The following is a 15,589-nucleotide window of genomic DNA, read 5'->3' as shown; positions in this document are numbered from 1 at the left end:
GGCCGACGTGGTGAAGTGGATCGTGCTCGCGTCCGTACTCGTCGGGCTCCTGGTGCTGGGGCTGGCGGTCCGTCGGGTGCTGACCCGGCTGCCCCGGCTTCAGCGGGCCGCGCAGGGTCTGCAACGCCGCCAGGAGCAGGCCGAGGAGCTGCAGCAGGTGGCGCTGGCGGTGCAGGGTCGGGCCGAGGCCATGCAGCAGCAGGTCGAGACGCTCCAGCAGCGGCTCGTGCTGATCCGCGCCAAGCGCGGCGCCGAGGAATAGCCGCGGCGCACCTGCGGCGGCGAGGAACAGCCCTGGTCAGAGCCGTCGATCTTGTAGTTGACGGATGCCCCGCGTTGGCCGAGACTTCACCAGCCGGCCGCAAAGTCACCAGCCTTGCGGGTGGCACTCCTTCCCGACGCACGTACGATGGGCCAGGACACACCCTTCGCCGGACAAAACATCGAACTGGAGCTTCCATGGGCGTCCTCAAGCCGTGGCACATCTTCGTACTCGTGGCCGTGCTGGTCCTGCTGTTCGGCGCGAAGCGGCTTCCGGACGCGGCCCGGTCGCTCGGTCGTTCGCTGCGGATCATCAAGGCCGAGACGAAGAGCCTCGCCGACGACGACAAGGATCTGGCCGAGAAGGCAGACGCGCAGGCGGGGCGGCAGCCGCTGCCGGGTGACACCGTGCACCCGACCACCGTGCACCCGACCAGCGTGCACCAGCCTGGCTACCAGCCGCCCGCGGCGCCGGTCAACGACCCGGTGCAGCGCGTCCGCGACAACTGACCGGGGCCCGTACCCGTGGCCTTCGCCCTGCTGCGCCGGCGCGGTCCGAGCAACTTCGAGCGAGCCGCCGACGGCTCGATGACGCTCATCGAGCACATCCGGGAGCTGCGTAACCGGCTCTTCAAGGCATCCCTGGGCATCGTGGTCGGCTTCGGCCTCGGCATCTGGTTGGCGCAGGACGTCCGGCACCTGCTCCAGCAGCCGTACTGCGAGCTCGAAGGTTCGACCGTGGACGGCAAGTGCCAGTTCGCCCAGCTCGGTCCTGCCGACGTGCTCCTGCTCGATCTCAAGATCGCACTCTGGGTCGGGTTGATCGTCGCCGCACCGGTCTGGCTCTACCAGCTCTGGGCGTTCATCGCCCCCGGGCTGCACCGGCACGAACGCAAGTACGCCTACATCTTCACCGCGCTCGCCGCCCCGCTTTTCGCGGCCGGTGCCGTACTGGCGTTCTTCGTGGTCGCCAAGGGACTCGAGTTCCTGGTCGGGCTGGCCGGCGAGGACGTCACGAACACCCTGGAGATCACCCGGTACATCTCCTTCGTCACGAACATGATCCTGATGTTCGGGGTCGCGTTCGAGTTCCCGCTCATCGTCCTGATGCTCAACTTCGTCGGGCTGGTGAGCGGCCGGAAGATGCTCGGCTGGTGGCGGATCGCCGTCTTCGTCTTCTTCCTCTTCGCGGCGATCGTCACGCCCACCCCCGACCCGTTCGGGATGACCGCGCTGGCCATCTGCCTCTGCGCGCTCTACTTCGCCGCGGTCGGGGTGGCGGTGCTCAACGACCGACGCCGGGGACGCGGCAAGGAGGTCTACGCCGGGCTGGACGACGACGAGGTCTCGCCGTTGAACCTGGACCCGGAGCCGGTCACCCCTGGTGAGCGCGTCGACGCGGTGGCACCCGTCTCCGCACCGGATCCGGTCGCGGCGCCGCAACCGATCGACCGGCGCTACGACGACATGACCTGAGTCCGGCGCAGCTGTCGCGGGCGGCACGGCGGGCGGTACCGTGCTCGCCGTGACCGCCGACGATCAACTCTCCGGGCCCGGTTCCGTCGACGGGCTGGCCGATGGCCACCTGGCGGTGCTGGCGAACCCGACCGCCGGGCGGGGCCGGTTCCGCAGGCTGCTGCCGGCCGTACTCGACCGGCTCGGCACGGTGGGCCGGCCGGTCCGGCTGCTGGAGGCGGGCAGCGCCGCGCAGGCGAGCGCGGCCTGCCAGGCCGCGGTGGCGGACGGCGCCGCCGCGCTGGTGACGGTCGGCGGCGACGGCACGGTCCACCTGGCGCTCCAGGCGGTCGCCGGTACCGGTGTCGCCTTCGGTCCGGTTCCGGCCGGCACCGGCAACGACTTCGCGGTCGGCACCGGGTACCCGGCCCATCCGCTCGGCGCCGTGGAGGTGATCGCCGCGGCGGTCGCCGCCGGCCGGACCCACCCGGCGGACCTGGCCCGGATGACCGGCCCGGACGGCGCCGTGCGGTGGTACGGCGCCGTGCTGGCGGCCGGCTTCGACGCCCTCGTCAACGAGCGAGCCAACCGGATGTCCTGGCCGCGCGGACCGCGCCGCTACGACCTCGCCATCCTGGTCGAGCTGGCCCGGCTCCGGCCCCGCCGCTACCTGCTCCGGCTGGACGGGGAGCACCGGGAACTGGACGGGGTACTGGTGGCCGTCGGCAACTGCCCGAGTTACGGCGGAGGGATGCGGATCTGCCCGACGGCCGACCCGACCGACGGGCTGCTCGACGTGGTCTACGCCGGCCCGGTCAGCCGGACGACGCTGACCCGGATCAAGCCCCGGGTCTACCGGGGCACCCACCTGGCGCATCCGATGGTGCACACCCAGCGGGCCCGTACGGTCGAACTCGTCGCCGACGACATCGTCGGGTACGCCGACGGTGAACGGGCACTGCCGCTTCCGGTGACCGTGACCGCGGTCCCCGGCGCCGTACGCCTGCTGCGCTGATCCGCCGCATGCGGTTTGCGAGGACGAGGATCGGTCAGCGTCACCCCACGTCCGTCGACGGCGACGGTGGCACGCAGGGTCACGGCGGCGATGCCAGGTCAGCGGCCGTTCGGCACCGCCAGGTCGACGGCGGCGGTCAGCCCGTTGACCTGCCCCGGCTCGGCGGGCGGCAGCACCAGCACGGCGCAGCCGGCGCGCACCGCCCCGGCGTCGGCGGGGGTGTCCCCGACCATCAGGCTCCGCTCCGGGTCGACGCCGAGCAGGCCACAGGCCCGGTAGAAGATCGCCGGGTCGGGTTTGCAGCGCCCCACCTCGTAGGAGAGCACGAACGCGTCGACCAGGTCGGTCAGCTCCCAGGCGTCGAAGATCGGCCGGAGGTCGAATCCGATGTTGCTCACCACCGCCACCGGCACCTTGGCCGCGCGCAGTGACCGCAGCGTCGCCACGGTGTCGGCGTAGAGCAGCCAGCCGTCCGGCACCAGCAGGCGGTCGTAGAGGGCCTCGGCGAGGCCGTCCACGCCGCTGTCGACCGTCTCGGCAAGTCCCACGTAGGCGGCCCGGTGCGCGGGGCCGTAGAGGTCGCGTTCCGCCCACACCTCGGCCAGGTGTGGCGGGACCCGGACCGGCAGCGGTCCACCGGCCCGGCCGGCGGTGACCAGGCGGTCGGCGAGCGCTGTCGCCCGGGCGCGGTCCAGCGTCGTCCCGCAGGCGGTGGCGGCGGCACGTACCCAGGCAACCGGCTCCTCCACCTGGGCGAGGGTGCCGTGGAAGTCGAAGAGCACCGCGTCCACCGGACGGCGCGGTGGCGCCCCGGGGACGGGCTCGGCGGTTCCGCTCGACGTACGAGGCTTGGGCGGTTCGGCATGATCCGGCACGTCGTGCACCCTACCGACCGGCTCTTCGGGGCCTGCTCTACGGCCTGCCGGCGTGCGACCACCCGGTACGCACTAATCTTGGATTCATGTCGAGCCCCGCCGAGCGGTACGCCGCGGCGCGCCGCCGGGCCGCGCAGGCCAGCAGGTTTCCCGCGCTTGACGAGTTCGCCCAGCAACTGGGGTTCGATCTCGACGACTTCCAGCGGGAGGCGTGCCAGGCGCTGGAGCGGGGCAGCGGTGTCCTGGTCTGCGCCCCGACCGGCGCCGGCAAGACCGTCGTCGGCGAGTTCGCCGTGCACCTGGCGCTGAGCGCCGACGCCGGGGCCGAGCCGGGTGGACCGCCCCGGAAGTGCTTCTACACGACGCCGATCAAGGCGCTGTCGAACCAGAAGTACCACGACCTGGTGGACCGGTACGGCTCCGACCGGGTCGGGCTGCTGACCGGGGACAACGCGATCAACGGCGACGCGCCGGTGGTGGTGATGACCACCGAGGTGCTGCGCAACATGCTCTACGCGGGCTCGTCGAGCCTGGCCGGGCTGGCGTACGTGGTGATGGACGAGGTGCACTACCTCGCCGACCGGTTCCGGGGCGGGGTCTGGGAAGAGGTGATCATCCACCTGCCGGAGTCGGTGACCCTGGTCTCGCTCTCCGCCACCGTCTCCAACGCGGAGGAGTTCGCCGACTGGCTGATCACCGTACGCGGTGAGACCGAGGTGGTGGTCAGCGAGCACCGCCCGGTGCCGCTCTGGCAGCACATGCTGGTCAACCGGCGGATGTTCGACCTGTTCCACGACGCCGACGCGGCCCGCAAGCACGACGTGCACCCGGAACTGCTCCGTTACACCCGGGAGATGCTGCGCCGCCTCGAACTCGGCGACGGCCGTACCCACGGGCCGGGGTGGGGGCGTGGCGGGCCCCGGGGACCCCGCTGGCGCGGACCGCTGCGGGCCGACATCGTCGAGCGGCTCGACCGCGAGGGGCTGCTGCCGGCGATCCTGTTCATCTTCAGCCGGGCCGGCTGCGACGCCGCCGTCGCGCAGTGCCTGGCCGCCGGGCTGCGGCTGACCAGCCCGGACGAGCGGGCCGAGATCCGCGAGGTGGTGGAGAGCCGGATCACCAGCGTCCCCGGCGAGGACCTGGCCGTGCTCGGCTACTGGGAGTGGCTCGACGGCCTCGAGCGAGGTCTCGCCGCCCACCACGCCGGGATGCTGCCGGCGTTCAAGGAGGTGGTCGAGGAGCTGTTCGTGCGCGGGCTGGTGAAGGCGGTCTTCGCCACCGAGACGCTGGCGCTGGGCATCAACATGCCGGCCCGGTGCGTCGTGCTGGAACGGCTGGTGAAGTTCAACGGCGAGGCGCACGTCGACCTGACGCCGGGGGAGTACACCCAGCTCACCGGCCGGGCCGGGCGGCGGGGCATCGACGTCGAGGGGCACGCCGTCGTGGTCTGGTCGCCGGAGGTCGACCCCCGGCACGTGGCCGGGCTCGCCTCGACGCGTACGTATCCGCTGCGGTCGAGCTTCCGGCCGTCGTACAACATGGCTGTCAACCTGGTCGGGTCGGTGGGTGCGGCGCCGGCCCGGGAGCTGCTGGAGTCGTCGTTCGCGCAGTTCCAGGCGGACCGCTCGGTGGTCGGCCTGGCCCGGCAGGTGCAGCGCAACGTCGAGACCATCGAGGCGTACGGCGCGGAGGTGCGCTGCCACCACGGCGACTTCGACGAGTACTTCGGGCTGCGGTTGGCGATCGCCGACCGGGAGCAGGCGCTGGCCCGGCAGGGGCAGTCGCAGCGCCGGGCGGCGACCCTGGCCGCGCTGGAGCGGCTGCGGGTCGGTGACGTGATCCGGGTGCCGTCGGGCCGGCGGGCCGGGCTGGCGGTGGTGCTCGATCCCGGCGTCGGTGGGTTCGGCGAACCCCGCCCGCTGGTGCTGACCCAGGACCGTTGGGCCGGCCGGATCACCCCCGGCGACTTCACCACCCCGGCCGAGGTGCTGACCCGGATCCGGGTGCCCAAGCACTTCAACCACCGCTCTCCGGCGGCCCGCCGGGACCTGGCGGCGGCGGTCAGCGGGACCGGGCTGGACCGGCACGTCAGGCGCGGCAACCGGTCCCGGGGCGGTGCCGGCGAGGACGAGCGACTCAGCCAGCTCCGTGCCGAGCTGCGGCGGCACCCCTGCCACGCCTGCCCGGACCGGGAGGAGCACGCCCGCTGGGCGGAGCGCCGCCGCAGGCTGGAGCGGGACACCGCCGAGCTGCGGCAGCGGGTCTCCGGGCGTACCGGATCACTCACCCGGACCTTCGACCGGGTCTGCGGCATCCTCACCGCCCGTGGCTACCTCTCGGAGTCCGGCGAGGTCACCGACGCGGGCCGGATGCTGGGCCGGATCTGGACCGAGGCGGACCTGCTGGTGGCGGAGTGCCTGCGGCGCGGGGTCTGGGACGGGCTCTCCCCGGCCGAGCTGGCCGCCGCGGTCTCGGTGGTGGTCTACGAGGCGCGCCGGGACACCGACGAGCGGGCCTCGGTGCCCCGGGGACCGGTGTCGGACGCGGTGGGCGAGACGACGAAGATCTGGGCGGAGCTGGAGTCCGACGAGGCGGCCCGAGGGCTGGAGGTGACCCGGGAGCCCGATCTCGGCTTCGTCTGGCCGGTGTACCGGTGGGCCCGGGGCGAGGCGCTGGCGAAGGTACTGGCCAGCGGCCACAACCTGGACGGCGACATGCCGGCGGGTGACTTCGTCCGGTGGGCTCGGCAGGTGGTGGACCTGCTCGGGCAGGTCGCGGACTCGGCGGGTGCCTCGGTGGAGTTGCGCGGCACGGCGCGGCAGGCGATGGCGACGATCAATCGGGGCGTGCTCGCCTACCACGGCGCGACCTGACGGGGCGATCGAACCGGGCTCGGCTGTTCAGTCAGCCGGCGTCTTCCGTCAGGTCAACCGCTGCTCCTCCGGTGATGATCTTTACGGTCACCCTCTACTGATCTTTACGGGCACCCTGCCCACGGCCCGTCGGCGGGCAGAAGCGCCCGAATGCACCGTTGTGGCTGGTCGGACGGCACGTGATCATCATCCGCGGGCGCGGAACCGCCGTGCGACGGCGCGAGGAGATCACCGGCATGGGCAGCATCGACCACTTTCAGTACGGCTGGGTCACGCCCGCACTGAGCTACGGGCTCTCCGTGCTCGGCTCGTTCCTGGGGCTGCTCTGTGCGGTACGGGTCCGGGAGGCACGGACGACCGGCCGTCGGATCTGGTGGCTGCTCCTCGCCGCCTGGGCGATCGGCGGTACGGCGATCTGGACCATGCACTTCACCGCGATGCTCGGATTCAGCGTGGCCGGCACCCAGATCCGGTACGACGTCACGATGACCGTGGTCAGTGCCCTGGTCGCGGTCCTGACCGTCGGGATCGGGCTGGTCGTCGCGGTCTTCGCCGGGCGGGTCTCCTGGCCCCGGATCCTGCTCGGCGGGCTGTTCGCCGGGCTCGGCGTGGCCAGCATGCACTACATGGGCATGTCGGCGATGCGGATGCGCGGCCGGATGGACTACGAGATGTCCCTGGTGGCGGCGTCGGTGCTGATCGCGGTGATCGCAGCCACGGCGGCACTCTGGCTGGCGGTCAACGTCCAGGGCACCCGGGCGGTGACCATCGCCGCCTTCGTGATGGGCTTCGCGGTCAGCGGTATGCACTACACCGGGATGGCGGCGATGTCGGTGCACCCCCAGCCGTCCGCACCGGCACCGACCGGCGCCAGCGGTGCCACCCTGCTGCTGCCGATCATGCTGATCGTGATCTTCGTGGCCTTCGTGCTCTTCTACGCCCTGCTCGCCACCCCCACCGAGTCGGATCGGGCCGCCTCGGCGTACCTGGCCGACCGGGCGGCCGAGCGGCTCGAGGCGGAGCGGGCCGCCGAACGGCGCAACCAGGAGCGGGCCGCAGAGCGCCCCGGCCCGACGGACGGCCCCGGCCGACGCTTCCAGCCCCGCCAGCCCTTCTGAATCTCGCGGGCGGGCGCGTCAGGCGGGTACGGCGTTGCCGGCGAGCGCGTCGACGAGTCGACGGCACGGACCGGCGAGGTTCCACCCTTCGGCGAGCCCGAGCAGCCGGTCGGCGTCGACCGGTGCCGCCGGCAGGGTGGGGTCCAGCGGCGGTAGCGGCACGTCCAGGGCCACCCGGACCACCTTCGGCGCGACGGCCAGGTAGTCCCGGGCCGCGTTGAGCTTGGTCCGCAACCCGGGCGCGAAGCCGGAGGACGGGTCGTCGAGGGCGGCGAGGATGCCGTCCAGACTGCCGTACCTGTCGACGAGCCGGGCGGCGGTCTTCTCGCCGACACCGGCCACCCCGGGCAGGCCGTCGCTGGGGTCGCCCCGCAGCGCGGCGAAGTCGGCGTAGCCGGCGGCCGGTACGCCGTACTTGGCCCGGACAGCGGCGTCGTCGCAGTCCTCGAGTTTCGCCACGCCCCGGCCGCAGTAGAGCAGCCGCACCGGCCGGCTGTCGTCGATGAGCTGGAAGAGGTCCCGGTCGCCGGAGGCCACCTCCACCGGTGCCGGCGCGGTGGCGGCAAGCGTGCCGAGTACGTCGTCCGCCTCGTAGCCGTCCACCCCGATCGCCGGGATGCCGATCGCGGCCAGCAGTTCGAGGATCAGCGGCACCTGTGGGGAGAGGGTGTCCGGCACCACCTCGCCACCCTCCGGCGCCACCCGGTGCGCCTTGTACGACGGCAGCAGCTCCACCCGCCAGGCCGGGCGCCAGTCGTAGTCCAGGGCGCAGACCAGCCGGTCGGGCCGACGGGTCCGGATCAGTGTCGCCAGCATGTCCAGGAAGCCCCGGACGGCGTTGACCGGGCTGCCGTCCGGCGCCTTGGCGGCCGACTCCGGGATGCCGAAGTAGGCCCGGAAGTAGAGGCTCGGTGCGTCGATCAGGAGCAGGGGGCGGCTGTCGTTCACCTGGACAGCCTGGCACAGCACGCCGCCCGACCCGGCCGTGGGCCCTGGCGCGGCGGGTCGGCGGCGCCGCTCAGACCCGGTCGAGGGTGCGGGGCCGGATCGACCTGTCGCAAACGTCGACGCGGGAGCCTGCGGCGAGATTCGCGATCTTCGAGGCGCCACGTCGAACGAAACGTCGACCGGATGCGGCAGAACCCGAACAGCGTTCGTGCTGTGCCGGCTGTAGTCTGAGCCCCTGCTGGTGCCTCGGACCGCCCGTGAACGCCGACCGGGCATGCCCTGCACAGTGGACACGGGGAGCGGTGATGGGCGACAAGATCGGTCGGTTCCGTAGCGAGGCGGGTCGGAGAACCTACGCACGCGCCTATGACGAGGCGATGGCGACGCTTCCGACACCGTCGGAGACGCTCGACCTGCCCACGTCGCTCGGCATCGTTCGGTCCTACCGTTGGGTGGGCAGCGATCCCGGTCTCACGCCTGTCGTGCTCATTCCGGGGCGGAGTTCCGGCGTCCCGATGTGGGCCGAGATCCTGCCCGACCTTCTGGCGACCGGACGCACACTCGTCGCGATGGACGCCGTCGGCGATGCGGGTCTGTCGGTGCAGACCGCACCGATACGAACCTTCGCGGAACAGGCGACCTGGGTCGACGAGGCGCTCGACCGGATGGGCATCGACCGGGCGCACACCGTGGGGCACTCCTTCGGCGGTGCTACGGCAGCCGTACATGCTCTGCACCATCCGGTCCGGGTCGCGACCCTCAGCCTCGTCGAGCCGGTGTTCGTGCTGCGCTGGCCACCGGCATCCACGTTCTTCTGGGCGACGGTGTCGATGCTCTCCCTGCCGAAGAGCTGGCGAGAGCGTGCCCTGGCAAGGATCGGCGGGGTGAGTGTCGAGGAGGTTCGCGCAGAGTCTCCGGTCGGCACCATGATCTCGGTCGGCGCCCAGGAGTTCCGGGCTGCCCTGCCGAATCCGCGGCCGCTGACCGACGACCAGCTCGCACGCCTCAGGATGCCGATCTATGTCGCGATCGCCGGTGACCAGTCGCTGGCGGGTGGTGAGCGGGCCGCCGCCCGAGCGCGGCAGCTTCCCGACGCCACCGTCGAGATCTGGCCCAACACCACGCACTCCCTGCCCATGCAGGTCCACGAGGCGCTCGCGCACCGCCTGAGCGGCATCTGGGACAGGCAACCACAGCCGGGCACAACGATGGACGAATCGCGCCCGCCAATCTGAGCCGATGGCGTTGCCTTTCCAGGAGGTGACGCCGCGCAGCCGGGGAGGGTGCCGCCGGGAGACGGCTTCGGTATCGTCCCCGGGGTCGATGTCACCCGAACGACCGTTAAGCTAATCAGGTGTGTGACGAAGACCTCTATCCGCCGGACCGGTTGGCAGCGGCCCAGAAGGCCGTTGCCGAGGCCGGCCTGGACGCCCTGCTCATCCCGCCGGGCTCCGACCTGCGCTATCTGACCGGCTATCACGCGCACGCCCTCGAACGGCTCACCTGCCTGGTGCTGCCGGTGACCGGTGAGCCCACCCTCGTCGTACCGACGCTGGAACGGCCGGCGGCCGAGGCGTCACCGGCGCCACGCACGGGGGTACGAATCGTGGACCACCCGGACGGCACCGACCCGTACCCGTTGGTGGTGCGGGCCCTCGGCGGGCCCGTCGGTGCGGTCGGGCTCGGCGACCGGATGTGGGCCGAGCAGGTGCTCGCGCTGCGCGACGCGCTCCCCGGCACCACCCAGCGGCTCGCCGGTGAGGTGTTGCGGCGGTTGCGGCTGCGCAAGTCGCCGGCCGAGGTGGCGGCGCTGCGGGAGGCCGGCGCCGCGATCGACGCGGTACACGCCCGGATGGCCGAGTGGCTCCGCCCCGGCCGGACCGAGGCACAGGTCGTCGCCGACATCTCGGTCGCGATCCGGGAGGCCGGACACGCCACCGCCGATTTCGCGATCGTCGCCGCCGGGCCGAACGGGGCAAGCCCGCACCACGGCACCTCCGACCGGGTGATCGAGGTCGGCGAGCCGGTGGTCGTCGACATCGGCGGGACGATGCCGTCCGGCTACTGCTCCGACTCGACCCGCTGCTACGTCGTCGGCAGCCCACCGCCGGACTTCACCGACTACTACCAGGTGCTGCACGCGGCCCAGCAGGCGGCGGTCGGGGCGGTACGGCCCGGGGTCAGCGCGGCGGCCGTCGACTCGGTGGCTCGCGAGGTCATCGCCGACGCCGGCTACGGTGCCGCCTTCCTGCACCGCACCGGGCACGGGATCGGGCTGGACGGACACGAGGACCCGTATCTGGTCGCCGGCAACGAGCTGCCGCTGGAACCGGGGATGACGTTCTCGATCGAGCCGGGCATCTATCTGGCCGGCCGGCACGGCGCCCGGATCGAGGACATCGTGGTCTGTACTCCGGACGGGGTGGAGCGGCTCAACACCGTTGCACGGGAGTTGGTGCTGCTGTGACCGGGCCAGCGCTGCCCAGCGGAGCTGCCGACCGGCGCCACGAGCGAGCTGCCGACCAGCGCCGCGCCACCGGCCGGGCACCCCGGACGGCTCAGGCACACCAGACACACCAGGCGTGCCGTCTCATCGACGAGCGGAGTGGGAGAGCCCGATGACCGTCGACCGGATCCTGCCCACCGACGAGGCGTACGAGTTGCTCGAACTCGTCACCGAACTCGCCGACCGGGAACTCGCGCCCCGGGTGGCCGACTTCGAACAGCGTGGCGAGTTCCCGCGCGAGCTGCTGCGTACCCTCGGCCGGGCCGGACTGCTCGGTCTGCCGTACCCGGAGGAGCACGGCGGCGCGGCGCAGCCGTACGAGGTCTACCTCCAGGTGCTGGAGATCCTGGCCAGCCGCTGGTTGGCGGTGGCCGAGGCGGTGAGCGTGCACACCCTCTCCTGCTATCCGGTGGCGACCTACGGCGGCGAGCAGGTACGCAAACTGCTGCCGGACATGATCGGCGGCGAGCTGCTGGGGGCGTACTGCCTCTCCGAGCCGCAGGGTGGTTCGGACGCGGCAGCGCTCACCACCCGGGCCAGCCGGGACGGCGACGACTACCTCGTCTCCGGTACCAAGGCCTGGATCACGCACGCGGCCAACGCCGACTTCTACAACATCTTCTGCCGCACCGGCGGACCGGGTGCCGGCGGCATCTCCTGCCTGCTCGCCGACGCCGGCACCGCCGGGATCGTCCCGCAGTCCCCGGAGCGCACCATGGGGCTGCGCTCCTCGCCGGTGGCGCAGATCGCCTTCGACGGCGCCCGGGTGCCAGCCGACCGGCTGGTCGGTGCCGAGGGGGAGGGGTTCCGGATCGCACTGTCGGCGCTGGACAGTGGCCGGCTGGGCATCGCCGCCTGCGCCGTCGGGCTGGCCCAGGCCGCGCTCGACTACGCGGTGGACTACGCCCGGCAGCGGGAGCAGTTCGGCCAGCCGATCATCGACTTCCAGGGGCTGGGTTTCCTCCTGGCCGACCTGGCGACCCAGGTGTCGGCGGCCCGGGCGCTGACCCTGGCCGCGGCCCGGCTGCGGGACGCCGGACGGCCGTACTCGACCGAGGCGGCCAAGGCGAAGCTCTTCGCCACCGACACGGCGATGCGGGTCACCACCGACGCGGTGCAGGTGCTCGGCGGTGCCGGCTACGTGGCTGACCATCCGGTCGAGCGCTACATGCGGGAGGCGAAGGTGTTGCAGATCGTCGAGGGGACCAACCAGATCCAACGCCTGGTGATCGCCCGCTCCCTCGCCCGCTGACTTGCCCGGCGCCGCCGACCGTCCGGTCGCCCGCTGACTGCTCGTTCGCCCGCTGACCGGGACCGTCGCCCCTGCCCACCGCTGCCGCCCCGAGCGCCGGTGGGCGGGGGCGGCGGGTGGTCGTCACGGGTCGCGTGCCGCTCGACCTGACAACGCGCGGCGGGGACGCGGCCGGTTCGGCGTCGTCCCGAGCGCTTATTGCGGGTAGGTTGCACGCCGTGGAGGAGACCGATCGGGCCATCGTGGCGGCTCTGGCCGCCGACGGCCGGCTGTCGTACACGGATCTGGCCGAGCGGGTCGGACTGTCGGTGTCCGCGGTGCACCAGCGGGTCCGCCGGCTGGAGCAGCGCGGCGTGATCAAGGGGTACGCGGCGCGGATCGCGTTCGAGGCGATCGACCTGCCGTTGAGCGCGTTCGTGGCGATCCGCCCGCTGGATCCGTCGCAGCCGGACGACGCGCCCGACCGGCTGGCCCACCTGCCGGAGATCGACTCGTGCTACTCGGTGGCGGGGGAGGACTTCTACCTGCTGCTGGTCCGGGTGGCCAGTCCGGTGGATCTGGAGCGGGTACTCCAGGAGATCCGTACCGCCGCGAACGTCACCACCAGGACCACGGTGGTGCTCTCGATCCCGTACGAGAGCCGTCCGCCGAAGCTGCCGGTTGGGTCGAAGCCGCCGGTGGAGCCGAGGTTCAGTGCGGAGCCGGGGACGGCCCGGCTGCGGACGCTGCCGCCCGACCCGACGAGTTCCAGCGCAGGATGACCGGGCGGCCGTGCTCGTAGCCGAGCGTGGAGACGGTGCCGGTGTCCAGGCGCAGCAGCCCGCCACCGCTGGGCGGTAGCCCGATCCAGCGTGCCCCGGCCACCCGCAGGCTGTGCCCGTGCGCCACCAGGGCCACGTCACCGGCGTCGAGCAGTGCGGTCGCCCTGGCGAGTACCCGATCGAGCCGGTTGCCGACCCGCTCCGGGGACTCACCGCCGGGGCAGCCGTCGGTCCAGAGCAGCCAGTCCGGACGTTCCCGCCGGATCTCGTCACCGGTCTGACCCTCGTACTCCCCGTAGTTCCACTCGCTGAGGTCCTCGTCGACCTCCGTGACGCGCAGGCCGGCGAGTTCGGCGGTGCGCAGCGCCCGTCGCCGGGGACTGGAGAGTACGGCGGCGAAGTGCCGTCCGCCGAGTTCGGTGGCCACCTCGCGGGCCTGGCGTTCGCCCCTCGGGGTGAGGTCGAGGTCGGTGTGGGAGGTGTGCCGGTGGGCGGCGCTCCAGGCGGTCTCGCCGTGGCGGATGAGGATGATCTCGGCCATCTCTCCAGTCAACCATCCCAGCCGCCCGATCCCCTCAGACTAGTGTCCTAGGATGCCTTACGGGATGTGTGCCACCGGGCAAGGCCGGACCCGAGAAGACGCCGAGGGGCAAGGGCCCTTCGGGTTTGTCGAGATTTCTGGCTTCTGGGGCGATTAGGTAGGTTTCACGGCTGGTCTGTCGGGCAACTCAGCTATCGGCCAGCCGCGCGAGCGGAGCCATCGAGGTGAGGAGTGCGACATGAGTGCCATGGACAAGATGCGCCACAAGGCCGAGGAGTTGAAGGGCGCCGCCAAGGAACGAATGGGCGACCGCACCGACAACGAGCAGATGCGCGGCGAGGGCGCCTCCGAGCAGATGCGGGCCAAGGCGAAGCAGGCCGGCTCCAACGCCAAGGAAGCCGGCCGCAACGCCAAGGACACGTTCGACCGTTGACGGGTCGTCCGACCTCAGTGATCGGTCTGAGTGCCGTGCCGGGCCCACCAGGCCCGGCCGGCCTCGGGCAGGGTGTCGATCGGGTCGTAGTACGCGTACCGCCGGTCCAACGCCGCGATATCGTCCGACTCGATCGACGTACGGTAGTTCTTGGTCCAGTACGAGATGCCGCGTTCGCGGTCGTACTCGGTGACCATGTGCACCCAGCGCTTGCCGACGAACGGCACGTCGCAGACGATCCGTGGAGTGGCGTAGCCGGGCAGGTAGCCCATCATGTCGTGCTGGAGCCGCTGGGCGTGCCAGACCGGCACCCGCCAGTGTTCGGCGTTCGGGATCATGTCGCACATGTAGAAGTAGTACGGCAGGATTCCCGCTTCCCCCTGGAGCGTGAAGCAGAGGTCGAGCAGGTCGGCGGCGGTCGCGTTGACGCCGCGCATCAGTACGCCCTGGTTGCGTACGTCGCGGACGCCGACCTCCAGTGCCGTCTGGGCGGCCCGGGCGACCAGCGGGGTGAGCGACTGGACGTGGTTGACGTGGGTGTGGATGGCGAGGTTGACGCCGCGCCGGGCGGCGGTCCGGGCGACCCGTTCGAGTCCCTCCACCACCTCCGGCTGGAGCCAGTGCTGGGGGAGTCCGGCGAGTGCCTTCGTGGCGAGCCGGATGTCCCGGATGGTCTCGATCTCCAGTAGCCGCATCAGGTACGACTCGAGGTTTCGCCACGGCACGTTGGCGACGTCGCCGCCGGAGACCACCACGTCGCGGACGCCGGGATGGGCGCGCAGGTACGCGATGTGCGCGTCGTACCGGTCGACGGGCTTGAGGCGCAGCCGGAGCTTGTCGACGGTGGGGGTGGAGTTGCCGACGAGGTCCATCCGGGTGCAGTGCCCGCAGTACTGGGGGCAGGTGGAGAGCAGTTCGGCGAGGACCTTGGTCGGGTAGCGGTGGGTGAGGCCCTCGGCTACCCACATGTCGTGTTCGTGCAGCGAGTCGCGGGTGGCGTACGGGTGGGAGGGCCAGTCGGTGCGCCGGTCGGTGGCGAGCGGCAGCATGTAGCGGCGGATCGGGTCGGCCCGGAAGGTGTCGGTGCTGATCGGTCCGTCCGGCACCATCGTGTTGAGCATCTGCGGTGGCACCAGCATCGACATGGTGGCCTGGGTGGCCTGGTCGGTGGTGAGGTCGGCGTAGCAGTCGTCGTCGACGGTGTCGCCGAGTACGGCGCGGAGCTGCTTGACGTTCTTGACGCAGTTGGCGCGCTGCCACTGGGCGGATTCCCACTGTTCCCGGGTGACCTGGCGCCAGCCCGGGAAGCGGGTCCAGTCGGGTTCGACGAGGGTGCGGCGGCGGTATTCGTAGGGCTGGCCGGCGCGTGGTGCCTCGGTCGGCGCCGGGCCGCTGGGGTTGCGGGGGGCGAGCACGGCGGTTGCCGGTTCGACCTGGGTCATGGCGCCTCCTCCAGTTTCGGGTGCCGGTCGGCTTCGGCCGGGTGGCCTCGATCTCGAACGCTACTGGAAGATTTCCCGTCTAGGAAATATCCTGCCGTAAGTTTTCCTG

The 15,589-nt window shown here is 71.9% G+C and carries 15 protein-coding genes; 11 read left to right on the top strand and 4 right to left on the bottom strand.

The window, feature by feature from the left end; all coding sequences use genetic code 11:
* Nucleotides 1-7 precede the first annotated feature (7 nt).
* The 4 genes from CLT71_RS04875 (at nucleotide 8) to CLT71_RS04860 (ending at nucleotide 2,731) form a co-directional block, all read left to right on the top strand.
* Nucleotides 8-262: a hypothetical protein gene (locus CLT71_RS04875; protein ID WP_101366052.1), complete on the top strand. Its 255-nt coding sequence runs from the start codon at nucleotides 8-10 to the stop codon at nucleotides 260-262.
* Between the two features lie 197 nt (nucleotides 263-459).
* The gene (tatA, locus tag CLT71_RS04870) at nucleotides 460-771 is read left to right on the top strand and encodes a Sec-independent protein translocase subunit TatA (protein ID WP_101366051.1); all 312 of its coding nucleotides are present in this window, start codon (nucleotides 460-462) and stop codon (nucleotides 769-771) included.
* 15 nt (nucleotides 772-786) lie between these two features.
* Entirely contained in the window at nucleotides 787-1,737 is a 951-nt protein-coding gene (gene tatC / locus CLT71_RS04865) for a twin-arginine translocase subunit TatC (RefSeq protein WP_101366050.1), read from the top strand.
* Nucleotides 1,738-1,786: 49 nt separating this feature from the next.
* The gene (locus tag CLT71_RS04860; protein WP_486483060.1) at nucleotides 1,787-2,731 is read left to right on the top strand and encodes a diacylglycerol kinase family protein; all 945 of its coding nucleotides are present in this window, start codon (nucleotides 1,787-1,789) and stop codon (nucleotides 2,729-2,731) included.
* Between the two features lie 98 nt (nucleotides 2,732-2,829).
* On the opposite strand, the gene CLT71_RS04855 is transcribed toward CLT71_RS04860, so the two are convergent.
* Nucleotides 2,830-3,606 carry an HAD family hydrolase gene (locus CLT71_RS04855; RefSeq protein ID WP_486483059.1) on the bottom strand — a complete coding sequence of 259 codons (777 nt, stop codon included), beginning with the start codon at nucleotides 3,604-3,606 and terminating at the stop codon, nucleotides 2,830-2,832.
* 86 nt (nucleotides 3,607-3,692) lie between these two features.
* Here CLT71_RS04855 and CLT71_RS04850 point away from each other — a divergent pair, with 86 nt between their 5' ends.
* Nucleotides 3,693-6,479, top strand: a complete 2,787-nt coding sequence (locus CLT71_RS04850; RefSeq protein ID WP_101366047.1) for a DEAD/DEAH box helicase — start codon at nucleotides 3,693-3,695, stop codon at nucleotides 6,477-6,479.
* A gap of 209 nt (nucleotides 6,480-6,688) precedes the next feature.
* The gene (locus CLT71_RS04845; RefSeq protein WP_486483058.1) at nucleotides 6,689-7,597 is read left to right on the top strand and encodes an MHYT domain-containing protein; all 909 of its coding nucleotides are present in this window, start codon (nucleotides 6,689-6,691) and stop codon (nucleotides 7,595-7,597) included.
* A gap of 18 nt (nucleotides 7,598-7,615) precedes the next feature.
* On the opposite strand, the gene CLT71_RS04840 is transcribed toward CLT71_RS04845, so the two are convergent.
* A complete protein-coding gene (locus CLT71_RS04840; RefSeq protein WP_101366046.1) occupies nucleotides 7,616-8,545 on the bottom strand; it encodes a 5'-3' exonuclease in 930 nt (309 codons plus the stop codon).
* Nucleotides 8,546-8,850: 305 nt separating this feature from the next.
* On the opposite strand from CLT71_RS04840, the gene CLT71_RS04835 reads away from it, so the two are divergent.
* The 4 genes from CLT71_RS04835 to CLT71_RS04820 all read left to right on the top strand — a co-directional run bounded on the left by CLT71_RS04835 (nucleotide 8,851) and on the right by CLT71_RS04820 (nucleotide 13,064).
* The gene (locus CLT71_RS04835; protein ID WP_101366045.1) at nucleotides 8,851-9,780 is read left to right on the top strand and encodes an alpha/beta hydrolase; all 930 of its coding nucleotides are present in this window, start codon (nucleotides 8,851-8,853) and stop codon (nucleotides 9,778-9,780) included.
* Nucleotides 9,781-9,899: 119 nt separating this feature from the next.
* Nucleotides 9,900-11,012 (top strand): M24 family metallopeptidase, encoded by a 1,113-nt coding sequence (locus CLT71_RS04830; RefSeq protein WP_101366044.1) that lies wholly within the window; start codon nucleotides 9,900-9,902, stop codon nucleotides 11,010-11,012.
* A 151-nt stretch (nucleotides 11,013-11,163) separates the two neighbouring features.
* Nucleotides 11,164-12,303 carry an acyl-CoA dehydrogenase family protein gene (locus CLT71_RS04825; RefSeq protein WP_101366043.1) on the top strand — a complete coding sequence of 380 codons (1,140 nt, stop codon included), beginning with the start codon at nucleotides 11,164-11,166 and terminating at the stop codon, nucleotides 12,301-12,303.
* Between the two features lie 218 nt (nucleotides 12,304-12,521).
* A complete protein-coding gene (locus CLT71_RS04820; RefSeq protein WP_101366042.1) occupies nucleotides 12,522-13,064 on the top strand; it encodes an Lrp/AsnC family transcriptional regulator in 543 nt (180 codons plus the stop codon).
* On the opposite strand, the gene CLT71_RS04815 is transcribed toward CLT71_RS04820, so the two are convergent.
* On the bottom strand, nucleotides 12,994-13,605 hold the full coding sequence (locus tag CLT71_RS04815; protein WP_101366041.1) for a histidine phosphatase family protein: 612 nt from the start codon (nucleotides 13,603-13,605) through the stop codon (nucleotides 12,994-12,996). The two genes, CLT71_RS04820 and CLT71_RS04815, sit on opposite strands and share 71 nt — an antisense overlap.
* 238 nt (nucleotides 13,606-13,843) lie before the next feature.
* Between CLT71_RS04815 and CLT71_RS04810 the strand changes: the two genes are divergently transcribed.
* Nucleotides 13,844-14,038 (top strand): CsbD family protein, encoded by a 195-nt coding sequence (locus tag CLT71_RS04810; RefSeq protein WP_101366040.1) that lies wholly within the window; start codon nucleotides 13,844-13,846, stop codon nucleotides 14,036-14,038.
* 14 nt (nucleotides 14,039-14,052) lie between these two features.
* Here the strand turns inward: CLT71_RS04810 and CLT71_RS04805 are convergent, their stop codons facing one another.
* Complete coding sequence (locus CLT71_RS04805; RefSeq protein ID WP_101366039.1) at nucleotides 14,053-15,480, bottom strand: lysine 2,3-aminomutase; 1,428 nt, start codon at nucleotides 15,478-15,480, stop codon at nucleotides 14,053-14,055.
* Between the last annotated feature and the right edge of the window lie 109 nt (nucleotides 15,481-15,589).

The organism is Plantactinospora sp. CNZ320, assembly GCF_002846275.1.
Note: the sequence above shows the minus strand (reverse complement) of the source record. Positions and strands in the feature narration are given on the sequence as shown.

Coding starts and splice junctions, on each gene's coding strand:
- tatA (WP_101366051.1), top strand. CDS start 460: ATGGGCGTCCTCAAGCCGTGGCACATCTTCGTACTCGTGGCCGTGCTG.
- CLT71_RS04850 (WP_101366047.1), top strand. CDS start 3,693: ATGTCGAGCCCCGCCGAGCGGTACGCCGCGGCGCGCCGCCGGGCCGCG.
- CLT71_RS04835 (WP_101366045.1), top strand. CDS start 8,851: ATGGGCGACAAGATCGGTCGGTTCCGTAGCGAGGCGGGTCGGAGAACC.
- CLT71_RS04825 (WP_101366043.1), top strand. CDS start 11,164: ATGACCGTCGACCGGATCCTGCCCACCGACGAGGCGTACGAGTTGCTC.
- CLT71_RS04815 (WP_101366041.1), bottom strand. CDS start 13,605: ATGGCCGAGATCATCCTCATCCGCCACGGCGAGACCGCCTGGAGCGCC.
- CLT71_RS04810 (WP_101366040.1), top strand. CDS start 13,844: ATGAGTGCCATGGACAAGATGCGCCACAAGGCCGAGGAGTTGAAGGGC.
- CLT71_RS04805 (WP_101366039.1), bottom strand. CDS start 15,480: ATGACCCAGGTCGAACCGGCAACCGCCGTGCTCGCCCCCCGCAACCCC.